Origin of the sequence: Bacteroides sp. 519 (assembly GCF_010500955.1) — a bacterium.
Taxonomy (GTDB): domain Bacteria; phylum Bacteroidota; class Bacteroidia; order Bacteroidales; family Bacteroidaceae; genus Bacteroides.
This window is the reverse complement of sequence record NZ_QVMJ01000001.1, coordinates 277241-296067: the sequence shown is the minus strand read 5'-3', so window position 1 is coordinate 296067 and position 18827 is coordinate 277241. Positions and strand designations below refer to the sequence as shown.

General features: G+C 40.3%; 23 protein-coding genes and 1 pseudogene. 18 read left to right on the top strand and 6 right to left on the bottom strand.

The features are described 5' to 3' along the window. From D0T85_RS01270 to D0T85_RS01205, 14 genes are all read left to right on the top strand, one after another. Window positions 1-435 carry a DUF3408 domain-containing protein gene (locus D0T85_RS01270; RefSeq protein WP_163209414.1) on the top strand — a complete coding sequence of 145 codons (435 nt, stop codon included), beginning with the start codon at window positions 1-3 and terminating at the stop codon, window positions 433-435. After that, window positions 432-1049: a hypothetical protein gene (locus D0T85_RS01265; protein WP_203558392.1), complete on the top strand. Its 618-nt coding sequence runs from the start codon at window positions 432-434 to the stop codon at window positions 1047-1049. Before D0T85_RS01270 ends, D0T85_RS01265 begins: the two co-directional genes overlap by 4 nt. A 162-nt stretch (window positions 1050-1211) precedes the next feature. Continuing rightward, window positions 1212-1508 (top strand): DUF4134 domain-containing protein, encoded by a 297-nt coding sequence (locus D0T85_RS01260; protein ID WP_025003727.1) that lies wholly within the window; start codon window positions 1212-1214, stop codon window positions 1506-1508. Window positions 1509-1519: 11 nt separating this feature from the next. Then, a complete protein-coding gene (locus D0T85_RS01255) occupies window positions 1520-1849 on the top strand; it encodes a DUF4133 domain-containing protein (RefSeq protein WP_163209887.1) in 330 nt (109 codons plus the stop codon). After that, window positions 1846-4347, top strand: a complete 2502-nt coding sequence (locus tag D0T85_RS01250) for a TraG family conjugative transposon ATPase (RefSeq protein WP_163209412.1) — start codon at window positions 1846-1848, stop codon at window positions 4345-4347. The genes D0T85_RS01255 and D0T85_RS01250 overlap by 4 nt, the downstream gene beginning before the upstream one ends. Window positions 4348-4359: 12 nt before the next feature. Further along, entirely contained in the window at window positions 4360-4716 is a 357-nt protein-coding gene (locus D0T85_RS01245) for a DUF3876 domain-containing protein (protein WP_036844667.1), read from the top strand. A 4-nt stretch (window positions 4717-4720) separates the two neighbouring features. Further along, entirely contained in the window at window positions 4721-5350 is a 630-nt protein-coding gene (locus D0T85_RS01240; protein WP_025003725.1) for a DUF4141 domain-containing protein, read from the top strand. A 2-nt stretch (window positions 5351-5352) separates the two neighbouring features. Further along, window positions 5353-6363, top strand: coding sequence for a conjugative transposon protein TraJ (gene traJ, locus D0T85_RS01235; RefSeq protein WP_036844670.1), 1011 nt, complete (start codon window positions 5353-5355; stop codon window positions 6361-6363). A gap of 11 nt (window positions 6364-6374) precedes the next feature. Further along, entirely contained in the window at window positions 6375-6998 is a 624-nt protein-coding gene (gene traK / locus D0T85_RS01230; protein ID WP_163209410.1) for a conjugative transposon protein TraK, read from the top strand. Window positions 6999-7002: 4 nt separating this feature from the next. Continuing rightward, on the top strand, window positions 7003-7305 hold the full coding sequence (locus tag D0T85_RS01225) for a TraL conjugative transposon family protein (RefSeq protein WP_034542538.1): 303 nt from the start codon (window positions 7003-7005) through the stop codon (window positions 7303-7305). Then, window positions 7268-8602 carry a conjugative transposon protein TraM gene (gene traM, locus D0T85_RS01220; protein ID WP_163209408.1) on the top strand — a complete coding sequence of 445 codons (1335 nt, stop codon included), beginning with the start codon at window positions 7268-7270 and terminating at the stop codon, window positions 8600-8602. Before D0T85_RS01225 ends, traM begins: the two co-directional genes overlap by 38 nt. An 83-nt stretch (window positions 8603-8685) precedes the next feature. Continuing rightward, window positions 8686-9594, top strand: coding sequence for a conjugative transposon protein TraN (gene traN / locus D0T85_RS01215; protein WP_163209406.1), 909 nt, complete (start codon window positions 8686-8688; stop codon window positions 9592-9594). Window position 9595: 1 nt separating this feature from the next. Then, entirely contained in the window at window positions 9596-10177 is a 582-nt protein-coding gene (locus tag D0T85_RS01210) for a conjugal transfer protein TraO (protein ID WP_163209404.1), read from the top strand. A gap of 6 nt (window positions 10178-10183) precedes the next feature. After that, entirely contained in the window at window positions 10184-10627 is a 444-nt protein-coding gene (locus D0T85_RS01205) for a DUF3872 domain-containing protein (protein WP_163209401.1), read from the top strand. Window positions 10628-10672: 45 nt separating this feature from the next. On the opposite strand, the gene D0T85_RS01200 is transcribed toward D0T85_RS01205, so the two are convergent. Beyond that, a complete protein-coding gene (locus D0T85_RS01200; RefSeq protein ID WP_163209400.1) occupies window positions 10673-11617 on the bottom strand; it encodes a hypothetical protein in 945 nt (314 codons plus the stop codon). Window positions 11618-11796: 179 nt separating this feature from the next. Here D0T85_RS01200 and D0T85_RS01195 point away from each other — a divergent pair, with 179 nt between their 5' ends. Further along, window positions 11797-12615, top strand: coding sequence for a hypothetical protein (locus D0T85_RS01195; protein ID WP_163209398.1), 819 nt, complete (start codon window positions 11797-11799; stop codon window positions 12613-12615). Window positions 12616-12768: 153 nt separating this feature from the next. Here the strand turns inward: D0T85_RS01195 and D0T85_RS01190 are convergent, their stop codons facing one another. The 3 genes from D0T85_RS01190 to D0T85_RS01180 form a co-directional block, all read right to left on the bottom strand. Then, window positions 12769-12948 (bottom strand): hypothetical protein, encoded by a 180-nt coding sequence (locus D0T85_RS01190; RefSeq protein WP_163209395.1) that lies wholly within the window; start codon window positions 12946-12948, stop codon window positions 12769-12771. A 3-nt stretch (window positions 12949-12951) separates the two neighbouring features. Next, window positions 12952-13158, bottom strand: a complete 207-nt coding sequence (locus D0T85_RS01185) for a DUF3873 domain-containing protein (protein WP_163209393.1) — start codon at window positions 13156-13158, stop codon at window positions 12952-12954. 256 nt (window positions 13159-13414) lie between these two features. Beyond that, window positions 13415-13948: an antirestriction protein ArdA gene (locus D0T85_RS01180; protein WP_163209391.1), complete on the bottom strand. Its 534-nt coding sequence runs from the start codon at window positions 13946-13948 to the stop codon at window positions 13415-13417. Window positions 13949-14342: 394 nt separating this feature from the next. Between D0T85_RS01180 and D0T85_RS01175 the strand changes: the two genes are divergently transcribed. Next, on the top strand, window positions 14343-15137 hold the full coding sequence (locus tag D0T85_RS01175; RefSeq protein WP_036868598.1) for a cation transporter: 795 nt from the start codon (window positions 14343-14345) through the stop codon (window positions 15135-15137). 55 nt (window positions 15138-15192) lie between these two features. On the opposite strand, the gene D0T85_RS01170 is transcribed toward D0T85_RS01175, so the two are convergent. Together D0T85_RS01170 and D0T85_RS01165 are read right to left on the bottom strand one after the other, a co-directional pair. Then, window positions 15193-15705 (bottom strand): ORF6N domain-containing protein, encoded by a 513-nt coding sequence (locus tag D0T85_RS01170; RefSeq protein ID WP_039419991.1) that lies wholly within the window; start codon window positions 15703-15705, stop codon window positions 15193-15195. Window positions 15706-15785: 80 nt separating this feature from the next. After that, entirely contained in the window at window positions 15786-17015 is a 1230-nt protein-coding gene (locus D0T85_RS01165; RefSeq protein WP_163209389.1) for a site-specific integrase, read from the bottom strand. A 454-nt stretch (window positions 17016-17469) separates the two neighbouring features. Here D0T85_RS01165 and D0T85_RS23135 point away from each other — a divergent pair. Both D0T85_RS23135 and D0T85_RS01160 read left to right on the top strand, forming a co-directional pair. Beyond that, window positions 17470-17791, top strand: a pseudogene (locus D0T85_RS23135) (Arm DNA-binding domain-containing protein); the annotation flags it as partial. A gap of 62 nt (window positions 17792-17853) precedes the next feature. Further along, complete coding sequence (locus D0T85_RS01160) at window positions 17854-18759, top strand: tyrosine-type recombinase/integrase (protein WP_370459915.1); 906 nt, start codon at window positions 17854-17856, stop codon at window positions 18757-18759. Window positions 18760-18827: the final 68 nt, after the last annotated feature.

The following is an 18827-nucleotide window of genomic DNA, read 5'->3' as shown; positions in this document are numbered from 1 at the left end:
ATGGCAAAACAGGAAAAAGTACAGGTGGATGAAGATTTTATGAAAGAAATCATTTCACAGGGTTTACCCATGAAACAGGAAATTTCACCTAAAGCAGTAAGTAAAGAACCGGATACGCCGGAAGTAAGACAGGAAACTGTGGTAGAACCTGTCCAGCAACCGGAAGCAAAAACCATCCGGGAAACTACCCGCCGGAAGAAAAGTACCCCTACCGATTACCGGGAAACCTATTTTCAGAAAATGGAACTTCCCGACCGCCAGCCGATATATGTAAGTCGTTCCACCCATGAAAAGCTTATGAAAATAGTAATGGTTATCGGTGAACGAAAAGCGACTGTAAGCAGCTATGTGGAAACAATTATCCTGAATCACTTCGACCAGTATCAGGACGAAATCAACGAACTGTATAAGAAAACTTTTGAAAGCCCGATATGATACTAAAATTAATGATAGCTGGGGTTGTCCTTTATTACCTCGTCCTGTTTTTTCGGTTCAGGAAGGAAGCAAACAGTTCCTCTTCCGAAAGCCCCGGCAACCGTAAAAACGAAAAGGCTGTCGTAGGTAAAACAACTTTCCGGTTAAGACAAGTAACGCCATACGAAGACACTGAAAGCCAGTTTTCTAAAGGGGTTGATAATGCTTCTATATTTGCCCCGGCTGACACGGAAGACACCCCGCAGCCGATGGATGTTGAATTTGAAATGAAGTATGAAGATGAAGTACCGGAAGATGAACTGGAAGCAGAAGAAATCGCACTTATCACTGGCGGTGAAGGTCAGTCGGCACGGGGTATCTCCTTTGAAGAAATGGCACAAGCGGTACAGGTCGTCAGGGAGCAGGAAGCCCCGGAAGAAGAGGAACGGAAAGCCCTGCAAACCTTGTCGGTTATGCAACAAACCAGCCTGTACGACACAATGATGGAACAGATAAACGGGGGCATGGTACGGGTGGCGGAAATGCTGGGTAAATACGATGCTGTATTTATCGCCCCGCCAAACGAAGCCAGCCCCGAAGATTTACAGGCGTTCGATATGAACGACTATATGTAGAACCTTTAAAACGAATCAGGTATGAAAGAAAAAGATTACGGTTAGCTGGGCTTAACCATTCAAAAAAGGTCAGAAGACCAACCACAAAAATTCTCAATTATTAATCCCGCCGGAATAGCGGACTATCCACCCGCTTTCCGGCATCATAAAATCAAGTTTATAATGAAAAAGAAAATATTTCTTTCCGCAGCCATCGTCTTGGCTGCAACTTCCGCATTTGCACAGGGCAACGGCGTAGGTGGTATTACAGAAGCTACAAACATGGTTACCAGCTATTTTGACCCGGCGACAAAGTTGGTGTATGCCATTGGGGCTGTCGTTGGTTTGATTGGGGGTGTAAAGGTGTATAACAAGTTCAGTTCGGGTGACCCGGATACAAGCAAAACCGCAGCTTCATGGTTCGGGGCTTGTATCTTCCTGATTGTGGCTGCTACCATCCTTCGTTCATTCTTCCTGTAATCATAGGTGTTATGATTAGCTATTCAATTAACAGGGGGATTGGAAAACCTGCGGAGTTCAAAGGGCTTCGCAGCCAATACCTTTTCATTTTTGCAGGCGGGCTACTTGCCGTCTTCGTATTGTTCATCATTCTTTACATGATAGGTATAAACCAGTGGGTTTGCATCGGGTTCGGGGTCGTAGCGGCTTCGGCTCTTGTGTACTTCACTTTTATGCTGAATGATAAATACGGTACTCACGGTCTTATGAAAATGACCGCCCGCAGAAGCCATCCCCGGTACATTATCAACCGGAAAGCCATCCCCCGATTATTCACCTATAAAAGACAGAAGCACGCATGAGGAATATATTAAAAGCTGCCACATTGGAAAGTAAATTTCCCCTGCTGGCAGCCGAACACGATTGTATCATCAGTAAGGATGCCGATATTACGGTGGCGTTCCGGGTTGAACTACCCGAACTGTTCACCGTTACCGGGGTCGAATACGAAGCGATACATTCCGCTTGGCATAAGGCAATCAAAGTATTGCCCGATTACAGTATTGTGCATAAGCAGGACTGGTTTATTAAGGAAAACTATACCCCTGAAATTCAAAAGGATGGGTTAAGTTTCCTGTCCCGAAGCTTTGAACGGCATTTCAATGAAAGACCGTTCCTGAATCATACCTGTTACCTGTTCCTGACTAAAACCACAAAGGAAAGAAGCCGTACCCAAAGTAATTTTAATACGCTTTGCCGGGGCTTCATCATCCCAAAGGAAATTCAGGATAAAGAAACGGTAACGAAGTTTTTGGAATCGGTAGGGCAGTTTGAACGGATTATGAACGATTCGGGATTTATCACCCTTACCCGTCTGACTTCGGATGATATTACCGGAACGCCGGAAAAAGCTGGGATTATTGAAAAATACTTTTCCTTGTCGCAGAGTGATACGACTACACTACTGGATATGCAACTGAACCCCGAAGATATGCGTATCGGCGATAATATTTTATGCTTGCATACGCTTTCGGATGTGGAAGACCTGCCGGGTGCAGTTACTACTGATTCCCGTTACGAAAAGCTGTCCACCGACCGTAGCGACTGCCGTTTGTCGTTCGCTTCGCCTGTGGGCGTATTGCTTTCCTGTAACCATATCTATAACCAGTATATCTTTATAGACGACCATGCGGAGAACCTGAAACGCTTTGAGAAGCAAGCCCGTAATATGCACTCGCTGTCCAAATACAGCCGTTCCAATCAGGTGAACAAAGAGTGGATAGAGGAATACCTGAACGAAGCGCACAGTCAGGGTTTGACCTCCGTTCGCTGCCATTGTAACGTAATGGCATGGGCGGATGATAAAGAGGAATTAAAGCATATCAAAAATGATGTGGGAAGCCAGCTTGCCTTGATGGAGTGCAAGCCCCGCCACAATACAACGGATACCCCGACCCTTTACTGGGCGGGTATCCCCGGCAATGAAGCCGATTTTCCGGCGGAAGAATCCTTCTTTACATTTATTGAACAGGCTTTGTGCTTCTTCACGGAAGAAACGAACTACCAATCATCACCCAGCCCGTTCGGGATTAAGATGGTGGACAGGCTTACCGGAAAACCGCTTCATATTGATATTTCCGATTTGCCCATGAAAAAAGGAATTATTACGAATCGTAATAAATTCATTCTTGGGCCGAGCGGAAGTGGAAAATCCTTTTTTACCAACCACATGGTACGCCAGTATTACGAACAGGGTACACACGTCCTGTTAGTGGATACCGGAAATTCCTATCAGGGATTATGCGAATTAATCCACCGGAAGACTGGCGGGAAAGATGGTGTGTATTTTACATATACCGAAGATAACCCGATTTCATTTAATCCATTCTATACCGAAGATAATGTCTTCGATATTGAGAAGCGGGAATCCATCAAAACGCTTATCCTGACCTTGTGGAAACAGGAGCATGAAAAACCCACCGGGGCGGAAAGCGTTGCCTTGTCCAATGCTGTAAGCGATTTTATTAACCGGATTACACAGGATAAGTCCATCGTACCCAGTTTTAATTCCTTTTACGAATTTATCAAAAATGATTACCGGAATAACCTGAACGAACAGAATGTCAGGGAAAAGGATTTCGATATTGATAATTTCCTGTTCGTACTACAACCTTTCTATAAAGGTGGCGAATACGATTACCTGTTGAACTCGGATAAGGAACTGGACTTGTTGAACAAACGCTTCATCGTTTTTGAGGTGGATGCCATCAAAGATAACCCAGTTCTTTTCCCTGTGGTTACAATCATTTTGATGGAAGTTTTCATAAACAAAATGAGGCGGTTAAAGGGTATCCGTAAGATGCTGCTTTTGGAAGAAGCTTGGAAGGCTATCGCCAAAGACAGCATGGCACATTACCTGAAATACCTGTTCAAAACGGTGCGTAAATACTTCGGCGAAGCGGTGGTGGTAACGCAGGAAGTGGACGATATTGTCCATTCTCCCATTGTGAAAGAATCCATCATAACGAACTCCGACTGTAAAATCCTGCTCGACCAGCGCAAATACATGAACAAGTTCGATAGCATACAAGCGATGCTGGGTTTGACCGACAAAGAAAAAGCGCAAATACTTTCCATCAACATGGCGAACCATCCGGGACGGAAGTACAAAGAAGTATGGATAGGACTGGGTGGCGTACAGTCGGCTGTATATGCCACAGAAGTGAGTTTGGAAGAGTATTACGCATTTACAACGGAAGAAACTGAAAAACTCGAACTGTTCCAACTTGCCGAAAGGCTGGATGGCGACCTTGAACTGGCTATTAAACAGATTGCCGAAAGTAAGCGTAATCCCAATTAAAATCAAATCAATATGAAACAAATAAAAATCATCTTCCCGGTGCTTCTCTGTGCTATTCTACTGGCTTTGTCTTCCTGCAAAGAAACAAACGCCGACCGACTGAAAGCCATGTGCGGTCATTGGGAAAGCGTTACAAACCGACCATCATTCACGGTCTTTGAAAGTGCGGATGGCTATAAAGTAACCATGCAACGAAGAACCCGCAGGGGTGAAACCCGTGCGGAAACCTATCAAATCATAGAAAAGGACGGATACCTGTTTATCGAAACAGGATTTTCCATACTGGTAAGCTATGATAGTGAAACCGACCGAATACTATTATCCTCCGGCGGTGAATATGTAAGAAGTAAAAAACAATCAAAAAATTAAAGCGATGAAAACAAAAATAATGATGTTAGTCGTGGCACTCTGCCTGTTTGCAGGTAACGCCAGCGCACAATGGGCGGTCATTGACCCGACAAATCTGGCTCAAGGTATTGTCAATACTACCAAAGAAATTGCACAGACTTCAAAAATTGTAGGCAATACGGTAGATACTTTCAAGGAAACCAAGAAATTGTACGACCAAGGCAAGCAATATTATGATGCCTTGAAATCGGTAAACAATTTAGTAAAAGATGCCCGCAAAGTACAGAAAACCGTGCTTTTGCTGGGTGAGATTACGGATATATACGTTACCAACTTCCAGCTAATGTTATCGGATAAGAACTTCCGACCGGAAGAACTCAACGCCATTGCTTTCGGGTATTCCAAACTGCTGGAAGAAAGTTCGGATGTATTGACCGAACTTAAAAATGTTGTGAATATCAACGGGCTATCCATGACCGATGCCGAACGTATGGAACGGATAGACAAAGCCTATAATTCCGTATTGAATTACCGGAATTTGGTATCCTACTACACCCGCAAAAACATATCCGTGTCTTACCTGCGGGCAAAGAAAATCAGCGATACTGACCGTGTGATAGCCCTGTATGGAACTGCTAACGATAGATACTGGTAATTATGACGTTGTTAGCCGTTGATTGGGGAAACCTGCATGAGATTCTGAAAAATCTCTATGTGGATATGATGCCCCTGTGCAGTAACATGACAGGGGTAGCCAAAGGTGTGGCGGGATTGGGTGCATTGTTCTATGTGGCAGCGAAGGTATGGCAAGCCTTATCGAGAGCTGAACCAATAGACGTGTACCCGCTTTTGCGACCGTTCGCCATTGGTCTGTGCATTATGTTCTTTCCAACTATCGTACTGGGAACGATAAACAGTGTATTATCCCCGGTAGTAAAAGGAACGAATCAAATACTGGAAGGACAGACCTTTGATATGAATAAATACCGGGAACTGAAAGATAAAAAGGAGTATGAAGCCATGCTTCGGAATCCTGAAACCGCTTATCTCGTTTCTGATGAAGAGTTCGACAAGCAACTGGATGAACTTGGATGGTCGCCTTCGGATTTGATTACGACAATGGGGATGTATATGGAACGGGCTTCTTACAATATAAAGAAAGCCGTCCGGGACTGGTTCAGGGAACTGTTGGAAATACTCTTTCAAGCTGCTGCCCTTGTCATAGATACGATACGGACGTTTTATTTGATTGTGTTAGCCATACTTGGCCCGATTGCTTTTGCAATATCGGTCTATGATGGCTTTCAATCAACCTTAACACAATGGATAACACGCTATGTAAGCGTGTATCTGTGGCTTCCCGTATCGGATTTATTCAGTTCCATCCTTGCCCGGATTCAGGTCTTAATGCTGGAACGTGATTTACAGTTATTGGACGACCCCAGTTTTATACCCGACAGTTCCAATACAGTTTACATCATTTTTATGATTATAGGAATTGTGGGATACTTCACCATTCCGACTGTATCCAACTGGATTATACAAGCTGGCGGATTGGGTGGTATGAACCGGAATCTTTCTAAGACAGCAAGCGGTGGCGGAAACCTTGCAGGTGCAGCAGCAGGGGCAGTAGGTGGAAACATTGCTGGAAAATTAATTAAAAAATAAACAGTAAAAATATGGAGTTTAAAAGTTTAAAGAATATAGAAACAAGTTTCAAGCAAATACGCCTGTTCGGGATTGTATTTATATGCCTGTGTGCCGGGATTGTGGGTTATGCCCTTTGGAACTCGTATAGTTTTGCAGAAAAACAGCGTGAAAAAATTTACGTCCTTGATGGGGGTAAATCCCTTATGTTGGCACTTTCGCAGGACTTATCACAGAACCGTCCCGTGGAAGCAAAGGAACACGTTCGGCGTTTCCACGAACTCTTTTTTACCCTGTCGCCGGATAAGAACGCCATTGAATCGAACATACAGCGTTCCTTATACTTGGCGGATAAAAGTGCTTTCAATTACTATAAGGACTTATCCGAAAAGGGATATTATAACCGTATCATTTCCGGGAACATCAACCAGTCGGTACAGGTGGACAGTGTAATATGCAACTTTGACCACTATCCCTATCAGGTGGCGACCTATGCCCGGCAAATGATTATCCGGGAAAGCAGTGTTACCGAAAGAAGCCTTGTTACCCGATGCCGGTTGCTGAACTCTGTAAGGAGTGATAACAACCCGCATGGATTTACCATTGAAGCTTTCGAGATTACGGAGAATAAGGATTTACAAGTATTAAAACGGTAGGGCTATGGTAAAGAAATCATTAACAAACCTGCGGGACTGGGTAGATGATAAGTTGCGATACGCTTGTGGAAGCCTGTCGAAAGATGCCCGGATAATCATTATCATAACTTTTATTCTCGGCGGTAGCATCCTATCTATTTACTGGACGGTTTCTTCCATATATAATATAGGAAAGAAGAGTGCAGAGAAAGAATTTATGGAGATAAGGCACATTGAACGCTTGGAACTGGAACGAAAAGACAGTATAAACCATTATCAATTACAAAAATATGGAACAGAATCAGAATTTGAATCAGGAAACGAGTAACAACAAAGAAAGGAAAGAGAAAAAACAGCTTTCCCCGCAGGAATTACAGAAACGGAAGAAACTAATCATCTTCCCATTGATGTTCCTTGCCTTTGCCGGATGTATGTGGCTGATATTTGCCCCGTCCTCAAAAGACGAAGTAAAGCCGGATGAAATCGGCGGTTTTAATGCCGATATTCCATTACCCAAAGAAGACGGGATATATAGCGATAAAAAGACGGCTTACGAACAGGAATCCATGAAATCCAAACAGGAAGACCGGATGCGTTCTTTACAGGACTTCGGGTTTACATTGGGTGAAGAAAATAAGGTTACGGATAATTTGAGCCTGACCGCCGACCTGCCGGAAGAACAATCAGCAAGTAACAGCCGGAGTTATTACGGCGGTTCTTCCCGCAATAGTTCTTATGTCCAATCTTCGGCTTATGCCTATCAGGATATAAACCGACAGTTGGGAAGTTTTTACGAAACACCTAAAGAAGACCCGGAAAAAGAAGAACTGGCACGGAAGATTGAAGAACTGGAATCCCGGCTGTACGAACGGGAGAATACCCAAAGTACGGCAGACGAACAACTGGCACTACTTGAAAAATCCTATGAATTGGCAGCCAAATACATGAACGGCGGGCAGGAACAGGCAGTGAAACAGGTTACACCTACTGCATCCATACAGGGAAAGGTTCAGGCGTTGCCTGTGCAAGCGGTAACGGAACAAACCGTTTCGGGATTACAAGTACCTATGAGTGATGCGGAGTTTATCGCAGCATATAGCCAGCCCCGGAACTTTGGATTTAATACGGCGGTCGGAACTGGGTCGTTAATGGGAAAGAATACTATTCTTGCCTGTATCCATGAAGACCAGTCGGTAATGGACGGGCAGAATGTCCGGCTTCGCCTGTTAGAGCCGTTACAGGCAGGTCATATCCGTATGCCGAAAAACAGCCTGTTATCAGGAACGGCACGGGTTCAGGGTGAGCGCATGGATATTAATATATCTTCATTGGAATATGAAGGTAATATCATTCCGGTTGAATTGGTGGTCTATGATTCGGACGGGCAAAAAGGTTTATCCGTTCCGTCCTCGCTGGAAATGCAAGCCCTGAACGAAGGTATGGCAAATATCGGGGCTGGGCTTGGCTCAAGTTTTACTGTCAATCAAAATGCGGGGACTGCCATCGTGTCGGATTTGACAAGGGGTGTTCTTCAAGGCGGTTCGCAATACCTCTCAAAAAAGTTCAGGACGGTAAAAGTAAACCTGAAAGCCGATTATAAAGTAATGCTATACACAAAACAGTAATAATAACCACAAAAATTTCTCAATTATTAATCCGCCGGGAAGTGGGCTATCCATCCGCCAACGGCAACTAAAATCAATTTGTAATGAAAAAGTTATTTATCATGTTCGCACTGGTTATCGGTGCGGTAACGGTCAAAGCGCAAAGCAATGATTTGTTTCAGGGTATTACCCAAAAATTTCCTTACGGGCAGATGATTACGCCTTATGGTGTTCAGGTAACTTTTGCCAAAACAGTACACATTATCTTCCCTTCCACTGTCAAATATGTGGATTTGGGTTCTAACCATCTTATCGCAGGAAAAGCGGATGGGGCAGAAAATGTTATCCGTATTAAAGCTGCTACCGAAGGTTTTCCGGGAGAAACCAACTTTTCAGTTATTTGTGAGGACGGCAGTTTTTATTCTTTCAATGCCAAATACGCCCATGAACCGGAAATGCTGAATATAGAAATGAAAGATTTCCTTGAGAATGAAAGTATAACCGATTATTCCCATACCCGGATGAACATTTACTTCCGTGAACTTGGTAATGAATCGCCGTTGCTGGTAAAGCTGATAATGCAGTCTATTTATAAAAATAACGATAGAGAAATACGCCACTTGGGATGCAAGCGTTTCGGGATACAATTTTTAATCAAGGGAATTTATGTGCATAACGGAATGTTCTATTTCCATACACAGGTGAAGAACTCTTCCAATGTTCCGTTCGATACGGACTTCATTAAATTTAAGGTGGTCGATAAGAAGGTGGCAAAGCGCACTGCCATTCAGGAATCGGTACTTTATCCCGTCCGCAGTTTTAACGAAGTGATTACCATAGGCGGAAAATCCACTGTTCGCACGGTCTATACCTTACCAAAGTTCACCATCCCGGACGATAAGATACTGGTGGTAGAGCTGGTCGAAAAGAACGGTGGCCGTCACCAAAATATCCGTATCGAAAGTTCGGATATTGTGAACGCCAGAGTGATTAACGAACTTAAAATCAAGTAAAATGAAGAAATTAATCTGTGTTATAGCAGTGTTGTGTTTGTGCCAGACTTTTAACCTGGCACACGCACAACGTTACCTGCCCGGACAAAAGGGATTCCAACTTACGGGCGGAATGGCGGATGGCTTTAAGAAGCCCGGTGAACCGGAATCGGCTTACTATTTCGGTGCTGCGCTTGCCACTTATACCAAAAACGGAAACCGTTGGGTGGTCGGTGCGGAATACTTCAATAAGGAGTATGAATATAAGAATGTAACCGTGCCTTTAAGCCTGTTTACAGGAGAAGGCGGGTATTATATCAAAATACTTTCCGACCGTAGGAAAACTTTCTTTTTGTCCTTCGGGTTGTCGGCTCTTGCCGGATATGAAACAAGTAACTGGGGAGACAAAGAACTATATGATGGTTCTACGCTCACTAACAAAGATGCCTTTGTTTATGGTGGGGCTGCTACACTGGAACTGGAAACTTACCTGACGGATAGGGTGGTTTTTCTTATCAATGCCCGTGAACGTGCGCTGTTCGGTTCTTCCATCGGAAAGTTCCATACACAGTTCGGGGTCGGTTTTAAATTCATAATAAATTAGTTCGATATGAAAAAGATAATCAAAAACATATTGATGGGGGTGTCCTTGCTGGGAGCAATGCTGCTGGTGTTTTCTTGTGATGATAAGCTGGATATTCAGCAGGTTTACCCGTTCACGGTAACAACGATGCCCGTGCAAAAACGGATTAAGATAGGCGAAACGGCAGAGATACGTTTTCAGCTTAACCGGGAAGGTTATTACGAAGAAACGAAGTATTTCATCAGGTATTTTCAGCCGGATGGAAAAGGTACGCTTCGGATGGCGGACGGAACAGTTTTTCTTCCAAATGATTTGTACCCGCTTCCGGGCGAAACGTTCCGTCTATACTATACTTCGGCTTCCACCGACCAGCAACAAATTGACGTATATATTGAAGACAGCTTCGGACAGGTGGTACAGCTAACGTTTGCTTTTAATAATGAGAATGAGAAAGAAGAGCAAAAGGAATAACAAGCTTTAGGCAACGTCTTGAAAAACACTTGACAAGTAATTTTGTCAGGTGTTTTTTATTTCTTCATTCCAGCACGTTAAGCATACCCAAGTTTCAGTGGTATCATCATCTTCAAGCAAATATTTTACATTCCCTTTACAATTTGTTTTCTCACAATCTTCTCGTATAATTCCAAAATCTGTTCCACAAACGATGCAACTCATATTTGTTGAATCTGGTTTATTGGGATTTAAAAACGCCCACTTGCTGTCAGGGTATTTTAACCCATCTTCTGTAATCATTTCTGCTTTTTCTATACAAAAAGGACATAAATATTCTCTGGCTGTAATATCTGTTGAAAAATGTTTTTTCAATTCCTTTTTTCCAATGAAGAGATTCAGATATTCCATTCTATTATAATGTATCATATCTTCCCATTCAATATCTGAATCTTCATATTTAAATCCCGGATGGCTATAAAATTTACTTGATACAGCATCCCAAAAGCTGTCTTTTCCTAATAAATATGTAAAAGAATTTAAGATTAAAATTAAGATATATTCCGGTGTAAGTTTCTCCGTTCCTATTCCATGAACTATTTTATTTCGTTTAATCCTTATTTCCTCATAATGACTTAAAAAATTAGTATCTATTTTTTTAGTATTAACACAAGCAAAAAATGTTCTTAATAAATCATCCCCACCAATGGTATTCATTTCAGAAAATGATTCATCTGCACTATCAGGTAAAGTCTTCCAATCACTTCGCTTTCTATCAATCAGCAATAAAGGTGTTTTCTTGCATATTTCAGATTTCATTAAGCCTTCTAATCCTTGATGAATAAGGACTATTGCAGTTCTTAGGACAATTTGATTGTATTCCCATATTTCTTCACGAGGTGTTTCATTATTTAGTGTATTATCAACGTTGTAAATATTGTTGTATGCCTGAATTAAACACTCGATAGCAACATCTTTGTATTCATCAGAATTTGGTATATCCTTTATCATTGAATCTTAATATTATATCTGCCCGTAAAGATAGCAATTAGATGGGACTTCACCAGCGTTTGTTTATCGTAAAAGTATTTAGACCCTTCTAGATGAATACATTAGAAACGTTTGATAAATGCTAATCATGTCTTTTTTATGAGTAATTTTGCAGGATAAACTTCATTTCATAAAAAGATATGGCAAAAATTACGAAGAAGTTACTTGAAATAAAGAAATATAGAGAAACAAGAAATCCTTACAATGAGAATGATTTTATGCTGGCTATCACATCGAATCTATTGAATAATTTAGGAGATAGAAATAATTTCATACACAAAGAACTTGATTATTATAAAGAAAACAATAAAAAACTTGACACAAACTTGAAGATAGCAACAGGACTATATGTATGTTCGTTAATCACTTGTTGGGAAACTTTTTTTAGAGATTTATTTATCTTCTTATGTGATGCAGACCCTATCATTAAAGCTGAATTGAATAATAAACAGGAAGAAGAAATACCTATTGACTTGACCATTGGTGAATTTACAGCAAGAAAATATAATTTTCAAAATCTTGCACAGACTAAAGACGCTTTTGATTTTATTCTTCATAGAGAAAGTCAAACAATCACAGATTATTTCACCGCAGATGTTTTTAATGGAATAATACATAAAGACTATTCTTTAATATTCAAGTGGATTCATGACGGCTCATTTAAAGAAAAGGTGGATTTTGTTTTAGAAAAAGGTTTTGAAATTAGGCATAAAGTCACTCACGATGCTAATTATTTAATTGATTTCGACAGTAAGCTGCTATCGGAAATTGAATGTGTTTTTCAGATAATCCCACAGTTTTTTATAGCAAGTTTTGCTGAGAAATATTCTCAAAAAAGGTTAGTATTTAATTTGAAAAAACGTTATATACGAATTACAGACACACCTACGGAAGACGAAAAAAATTACGCATTCAATGTAAAAGATTTCATGGCTGACGATTACGAAATAGTAGAATAATAGATAGCTTTTATCTACATGAAAAATCCACCGGGTTAGCGGTGGATCCTTTCATCAATAAAAATCAAAAGTTTGGAAAGCGGTTTCTTTGCTACTTTCTTTTTCAGCACACTTCACGAAAGAAAGTAGCGGGCGGGGTTTCCGCCCGCTGGTTTATAATTCTTCAAATTTATCTATATCACATTCTATGATTTCGACTTCTGACTGATAACTGTATAAATCGTTTTCTTTTGCTGCTGTGATGGCTTTTTCTTCCGTAGAAAAAACGCCAAAGCAAACACGGCTCGATTTTGTTTTGTGTACGTCTGTTTGAAATAAAATATAAGCTTTCATAATTCATTGTTTTTCGTTTAACCATTCATCCCGCCGTTTCCGGCACTCTTCCAGCGTTTTCGCTACCGTAGAGAAAAGTTCTCCATCTGTATGGCGGTAATCATACTGAAAATATTCTGTCCCCCTGAACGCTCCCGCAATGAACGTTACATATTTTTCCTGTCCCGGCTCTTGGGTCGTGGACACTCCGTTTTTGTTTAGTGATTCCATATATTTACATTAAAAAAGTGAATAACAAGGCAATGAAAACCGCAGCTATCAAAAGGCTATACAATACAGATACAAGTAAGCGCAGGATAAAGCGGATAACAAAAAACGCTATTATCAATACTGCCCATATACCCGCCGAAGTGGACAGAAAATAAATTACTGAAGCCAGTAACCCCACCCGGAACAATAATCTGAATAAACCGCCTGTTTTCATTGTTAATTGATTTATAGGCGGGTTTCCCCGCCCGGTGAATAATCAGGAAGCCCGGAAGACAAAACCATCTTCAAACCAGTAATCACCCATAAATAGGTCACGGGCAAACTTTTCGTAATCAAAGTATGTTTTTGCGAACTCCGGCAGTTCGTAGCACTGTTCTACAACTTCATAGGCATAATCTTCTTCATCGTTATATTTGCCCTGAAAATCGTCTCTGAAAGAAGAAATAAGGTCGTTTGCATCTTCGGTTGATAGGTCGTGCGAACCGTGATTACACCACACCATAAACGCTTCCTGCTCGTCTTCGCTTAAATCGTCCATCGCATCCCGGATGTCGAAAAAATTGTCAGATAACCAGCTTTCGCCTATTAATTCATCCGGTATATTTTCCCAGTCCTGAAACATATATTCCGGGTCTTCTTCGTCTGCGTGTAACTCCTTGCAAGCTTCGTAAAACTCGTCTTTGTCCGAAAAGTCGGAAAGGTCAAACCACCTGCCCTCGATTGAGCCATCGTTGTACTTTGCATATGTACCTACATAAATCCTTGCTTCGCTTAAACTTGTTGCTTCCATAACTTCTGATTTTTTAGATATATGCGGATTCTTGAGGTGAGGGAGTTGAGTTTCATAACCTTTTTTTCCTGCTTCTCGTAAATCCGACTTTTTTTATATGCGTCTTTCCGTCGGGTCGGTCGTTTTCGTTTCATATATGCCGGAAAGTGTAGGCTTTAGTCTTTGCAAGTTTTTGTGGAAAAATACTCTCAAGCGAAGCGCAGTAGGAAGATTTTTGCATCAAACCCTTTAGGGCTTGAACTTTCAAAGACGTTAAGAAGCCGTAAATACTTTTGCATATAGAAATGGAAAGGAATAACCGCCCCGATGGAATGACTGCCTATGGGAGTGGTTTACGGTTAAAGAAGCTGGCAAAAAAGCATTACTTTTGTATCATATAATAAAGGTTCTAATTATGTATAAATCAATATTTCATATTCCAAAAATGGATTGCCCCTGTGAAGAAAGCCTTATTCGCATGAAATTACAGGATAATAAATCTATCAAGCATCTTGATTTCGACCTTGCAAAACGGATATTAGTTGTAACACATAGTGGCGACAGCAGTAATTTTATTACAGAACTTGAATCACTTAATCTTGGTGCAAAGCTTCAAGAAACAGTGGCAACAGATGGTAATGATTCTACCGATAATCCAGCCCGACAGCGAAGAGTTCTATGGATTGTACTCGCAATCAATTTTGCTTTCTTCTTGATTGAAATTACAACAGGGCTTATTTCAGGTTCAATGGGATTAGTAGCAGATAGCCTTGATATGTTGGCAGATGCTCTTGTTTATGGTATGAGCCTTATGGCTGTGGGGGCTGTTATTGCAAAGAAAAAGCGAGTGGCACTTATAAGCGGCTACCTGCAAATTTTACTTGCAGCATTAGGGCTGTCAGAGGTTATAAGGCGTTTCTTAGGATTTGAGGTTATGCCCGAATTTAAGACTATGATTGTCATTAGCTTACTTGCATTACTTGCTAACTCCATCTGTCTATGGTTGCTTCAACGTACTAAAAGTAAGGATGCACATATTAGAGCAAGCGTAATATTTTCGGCAAACGATGTTATTATAAATATTGGAGTTATTATAGCAGCCTTATTTGTTTGGTGGCTTGAAAGCAATATCCCTGATTTGATAATAGGTATAGTAGTTTTTCTTGTTGTTATTCGTGGTGCAATCCGAATTTTGAAACTGGCTAAATAAAAAATGGCGGGCTTTGTCGGCTCGCCATCATTAGGTTATCACAATCTGTGATAAGTTATTTTTCTTCATCAGGTATCCTGTATCCTATGGGTTTTCTTGGTTTGGGGTCAGGTTTACTTAATAACTGGGTTAAAGCTTGGTATATTTCACTGAACTGTGCATCTGTGCTTTCTTCCAGTTCCTCGATACGTTTAAGAAGTTCATCATATCCGATAACCATTTGTCGCATCAGGACAAATGCCCGCATAATAGATATATTTACATCTATCGCTGTTTGGCTTCTCAATACCGTAGAAAGCATTGCTACACCCTGTTCCGTGAAAACCATTGGGCTGACAGAACTGTGTTTTAAGGTTTCGGGGAACTGGTCACAATTTGTGACCAGTTGGTGAAACTCTTCTTTATCCAGTTCAAACATAAAGTCAGAAGGGAATCGCTGAATGTTACGTTTTACAGCCTGTTTGAGAACTTTTGTCTTTACATTATATAACTCCGCTAAGTGGAAGTCCAGCATTACCCTGTATCCCCGGACTTCAAAGATTTTGTTTTGAATGACTTGTAATTCCATATCTATTTATATTTTAATGTTTTAGAATAAAAATCGTTACCTAATTCGTTACCCATTGGTTACCTACTGGAAATAGGTAACTATTGAGCCACTTTTTTATAGATTTTTTCAATACCCGTAAATTGCTCGGAAAGTCCTTTCATATCATCACTAATCTTATTATTAGTAATGCGGGCGTAGATTTGGGTCGTTTCAATATTGGTATGCCCCAGCATTTTAGAAACGGTTTCAATGGGAACTCCTTTACCCAGTGTCGTTGTGGTGGCAAAGGTATGACGGGCAAGGTGAAACGTAAGGTTTTTCTTGATTCCGGCAAGGTCGGCAATCTCCTTCAAATAGGAATTAAGTTTTTGATTACTGATTACAGGAAGGATTTTACCGTTAGGAAGCTTATCCTTATACTTATCCAAAATCATCTTTGGAATGTCCAATAACGGCACATTTACATCTATTCCGGTCTTTACACGCTTAGTCATAATCCATAGGTTGCCATCAAACGATTTGCGGATATGCTCTTTTCTAAGCCCTGCTACATCTATGTAAGCCAAACCACAAAAACAGGAAAAGAGAAATAAATCCCGAACGTGTTCCAGCCTTTCGGAAACAAGGTTTAGTTCAAGGATTTTCTTGATTTCTTCTTCTGTAAGATAACCTCTATCAACCCTTTGTAGGCGTATTTTATAGTTAGCAAAAGGGTCGCCGACAATTAACCCATTATTACGGGCAATCAAAACAATGCGCTTGAAGAATTGCATAAACTTGGCAGTCGTGTTATGGTTACATCTGCCAACTGTCATAAGATATACTTCAAAGTCATTGATAAACATATTGTTAATAGACTTCAAAGCTATATCGGAAAGGTTGTACTTAGCTTGGATGAAATTCGCAAGATGCTTGCGGGTTACTTCATACTTTTGATAGGTAGATGCAGATTTAGATAGACCTATAAGCTGCTTTACATCATCATTATGCTTCTGAAATAAATTCAGTAACGTTTCGTGGTTCTCCGTATGCCCTAAAAATTCATTCTTGATTTGTTCGGCAGTAACGTAGTTTTCACGCCGTTGCTGTTCATGGTAGATTTGATGTAATGATGCTTTTATATCTTCCAGCAACTTATTGAGTTGTGCGCAGGACTTCCCGGTCGCTTTACCAGCTTTCACACTCCAATTATCGGGATGGATGCTTTGTTTGGTACTAAACTGGCAAATTTTTCCATCAACGGTAATTCTTGCCATAATTGTTACCTCTCCATTACGTTTTTCTGACCCTTTTTTTAGGTAGAAAAGGACTTTGAATGTACTCTTCATAATCTCACTTTTTAATGTTACAAAATTACTTTTAATGTATTAATTGTGAGATATATACAGGCTGTACAAATTTGGACAGCGAGAGGTCATTTTTGGACAAATCGTTACCGTTTTTGTCCGGTATGGAATCGGTAACGATTTAGGCACAGATTTGTGTCTTTTGAGGTCTTTTTGGTGTCTTTTATGCTGGACAAAATACAAACAAAAAAGCCTACAAATCATTGACTTGTAGGCTTTTGTCCGTGTGATGTCCACTATCGTCTCATCATCTTAGCGGAGAGAGAGGCTCTTTCTCCTGAACCTTCATCGAATATCATACCATATCAATACTCATATAATCAATTGTATATACAATTTATAATTCAAATAGAATATTCCTGAATATTATTGCATATATCGAAAATTGGGTGTAATTTTGGGTGCATATTTTACGCCCAAATAAATCCATTGAGATATGAACATCAAACGTAATATCATTTTCACCCTTGAAAGCCGGAAGAAAAACGGAGTGCTGATAGTGGATAACGTACCTATTCGTATGCGTGTTATTTATAACGGAAATCGGATAGAGTTTAGTACAGGCTACAGAATTGATGCGTCTAAATGGGATACAGATAAACAACATGTCAAAAATGGATGTACCAATAAGCTGAAGCAAAGTGCATCTGACATCAATGCCGATTTATTGAAATATTCTGCTGACATACAGTCTATATTCAAAGAATATGAAGTACAGGAACTTATTCCGACACCTGAACAACTCAAAAAAGCATTTACAAACAAGTGCAACCCTGTTGAAAGTATAGAGCCAGCAGAAGAAAAGCCTATTATCAATTTAATGACAGTTTTCAATGAGTTTGTTAAAGAATGCGGAATGCAAAATAACTGGACGGATTCAACCTATGAAAAATTTGCAGCAGTCAAAAATCACCTGAGCAATTTCAATGCAAACCTGTCATTTGAAATGTTGGACGAATCGGGTTTAATTGAATATGTTAATTATTTGAGAGATACAAAGAACATGCGGAACAGTACCATAGGCAAACAAATGGGTTTTCTTAAATGGTTTTTACGTTGGAGCCATAAAAAAGGCTATCATAACAATAACGCCTTTCAAACTTTCAAACCTAAGTTGAAAAACACACAGAAAAAAGTGATTTTTCTTACATGGGATGAATTAAACATACTACGTAACTATAAGATTCCTGCAAATAAACAGTATCTGGAACGAGTGCGTGATGTTTTTCTGTTTACCTGCTTCACGGGTCTCCGGTATTCCGATGTATATAATCTCAAAACGAGTGATATAAAAAATGGACATATTGAAGTAACCACAGTCAAAACTGCTGACAGTCTGATTATAGAACTGAACAATCATAGCCGTTCCATTTTGGATAAATACAAAGATATCCATTTTGAAAATAACAAGGTATTGCCCGTAATCAGTAATCAAAAAATGAATGATTATCTGAAAGAACTGGCTGAATTGGCAGAAATAAACGAACCTATACGGGAGACTTACTATAAAGGAAATCAACGGATAGATGAAGTAATGCCTAAATATGCGCTTTTAGGTACACATGCAGGCAGGAGAACATTTATTTGTAATGCTCTTTCGTTGGGTATTCCTGCACAAGTAGTTATGAAATGGACGGGGCACAGTGACTACAAAGCTATGAAGCCGTATATCGACATTGCCGATGACATAAAGGCTAATGCAATGAGTAAATTCAATCAACTTTAATGTAATTGAAAGTCCAATAAAGCGATTTTTATTCGATTATTATAAACATGATTAAAATAATTACTATA

Bases quoted from the DNA above. Each gene is read 5' to 3' on its own strand.
- D0T85_RS01270 (WP_163209414.1), top strand. From the start codon at position 1: ATGGCAAAACAGGAAAAAGTACAGGTGGATGAAGATTTTATGAAAGAA.
- D0T85_RS01265 (WP_203558392.1), top strand. From the start codon at position 432: ATGATACTAAAATTAATGATAGCTGGGGTTGTCCTTTATTACCTCGTC.
- D0T85_RS01260 (WP_025003727.1), top strand. From the start codon at position 1,212: ATGAAAAAGAAAATATTTCTTTCCGCAGCCATCGTCTTGGCTGCAACT.
- D0T85_RS01255 (WP_163209887.1), top strand. From the start codon at position 1,520: ATGATTAGCTATTCAATTAACAGGGGGATTGGAAAACCTGCGGAGTTC.
- D0T85_RS01250 (WP_163209412.1), top strand. From the start codon at position 1,846: ATGAGGAATATATTAAAAGCTGCCACATTGGAAAGTAAATTTCCCCTG.
- D0T85_RS01245 (WP_036844667.1), top strand. From the start codon at position 4,360: ATGAAACAAATAAAAATCATCTTCCCGGTGCTTCTCTGTGCTATTCTA.
- D0T85_RS01240 (WP_025003725.1), top strand. From the start codon at position 4,721: ATGAAAACAAAAATAATGATGTTAGTCGTGGCACTCTGCCTGTTTGCA.
- traJ (WP_036844670.1), top strand. From the start codon at position 5,353: ATGACGTTGTTAGCCGTTGATTGGGGAAACCTGCATGAGATTCTGAAA.
- traK (WP_163209410.1), top strand. From the start codon at position 6,375: ATGGAGTTTAAAAGTTTAAAGAATATAGAAACAAGTTTCAAGCAAATA.
- D0T85_RS01225 (WP_034542538.1), top strand. From the start codon at position 7,003: ATGGTAAAGAAATCATTAACAAACCTGCGGGACTGGGTAGATGATAAG.
- traM (WP_163209408.1), top strand. From the start codon at position 7,268: ATGGAACAGAATCAGAATTTGAATCAGGAAACGAGTAACAACAAAGAA.
- traN (WP_163209406.1), top strand. From the start codon at position 8,686: ATGAAAAAGTTATTTATCATGTTCGCACTGGTTATCGGTGCGGTAACG.
- D0T85_RS01210 (WP_163209404.1), top strand. From the start codon at position 9,596: ATGAAGAAATTAATCTGTGTTATAGCAGTGTTGTGTTTGTGCCAGACT.
- D0T85_RS01205 (WP_163209401.1), top strand. From the start codon at position 10,184: ATGAAAAAGATAATCAAAAACATATTGATGGGGGTGTCCTTGCTGGGA.
- D0T85_RS01200 (WP_163209400.1), bottom strand. From the start codon at position 11,617: ATGATAAAGGATATACCAAATTCTGATGAATACAAAGATGTTGCTATC.
- D0T85_RS01195 (WP_163209398.1), top strand. From the start codon at position 11,797: ATGGCAAAAATTACGAAGAAGTTACTTGAAATAAAGAAATATAGAGAA.
- D0T85_RS01190 (WP_163209395.1), bottom strand. From the start codon at position 12,948: ATGAAAGCTTATATTTTATTTCAAACAGACGTACACAAAACAAAATCG.
- D0T85_RS01185 (WP_163209393.1), bottom strand. From the start codon at position 13,158: ATGGAATCACTAAACAAAAACGGAGTGTCCACGACCCAAGAGCCGGGA.
- D0T85_RS01180 (WP_163209391.1), bottom strand. From the start codon at position 13,948: ATGGAAGCAACAAGTTTAAGCGAAGCAAGGATTTATGTAGGTACATAT.
- D0T85_RS01175 (WP_036868598.1), top strand. From the start codon at position 14,343: ATGTATAAATCAATATTTCATATTCCAAAAATGGATTGCCCCTGTGAA.
- D0T85_RS01170 (WP_039419991.1), bottom strand. From the start codon at position 15,705: ATGGAATTACAAGTCATTCAAAACAAAATCTTTGAAGTCCGGGGATAC.
- D0T85_RS01165 (WP_163209389.1), bottom strand. From the start codon at position 17,015: ATGAAGAGTACATTCAAAGTCCTTTTCTACCTAAAAAAAGGGTCAGAA.
- D0T85_RS01160 (WP_370459915.1), top strand. From the start codon at position 17,854: ATGACAGTTTTCAATGAGTTTGTTAAAGAATGCGGAATGCAAAATAAC.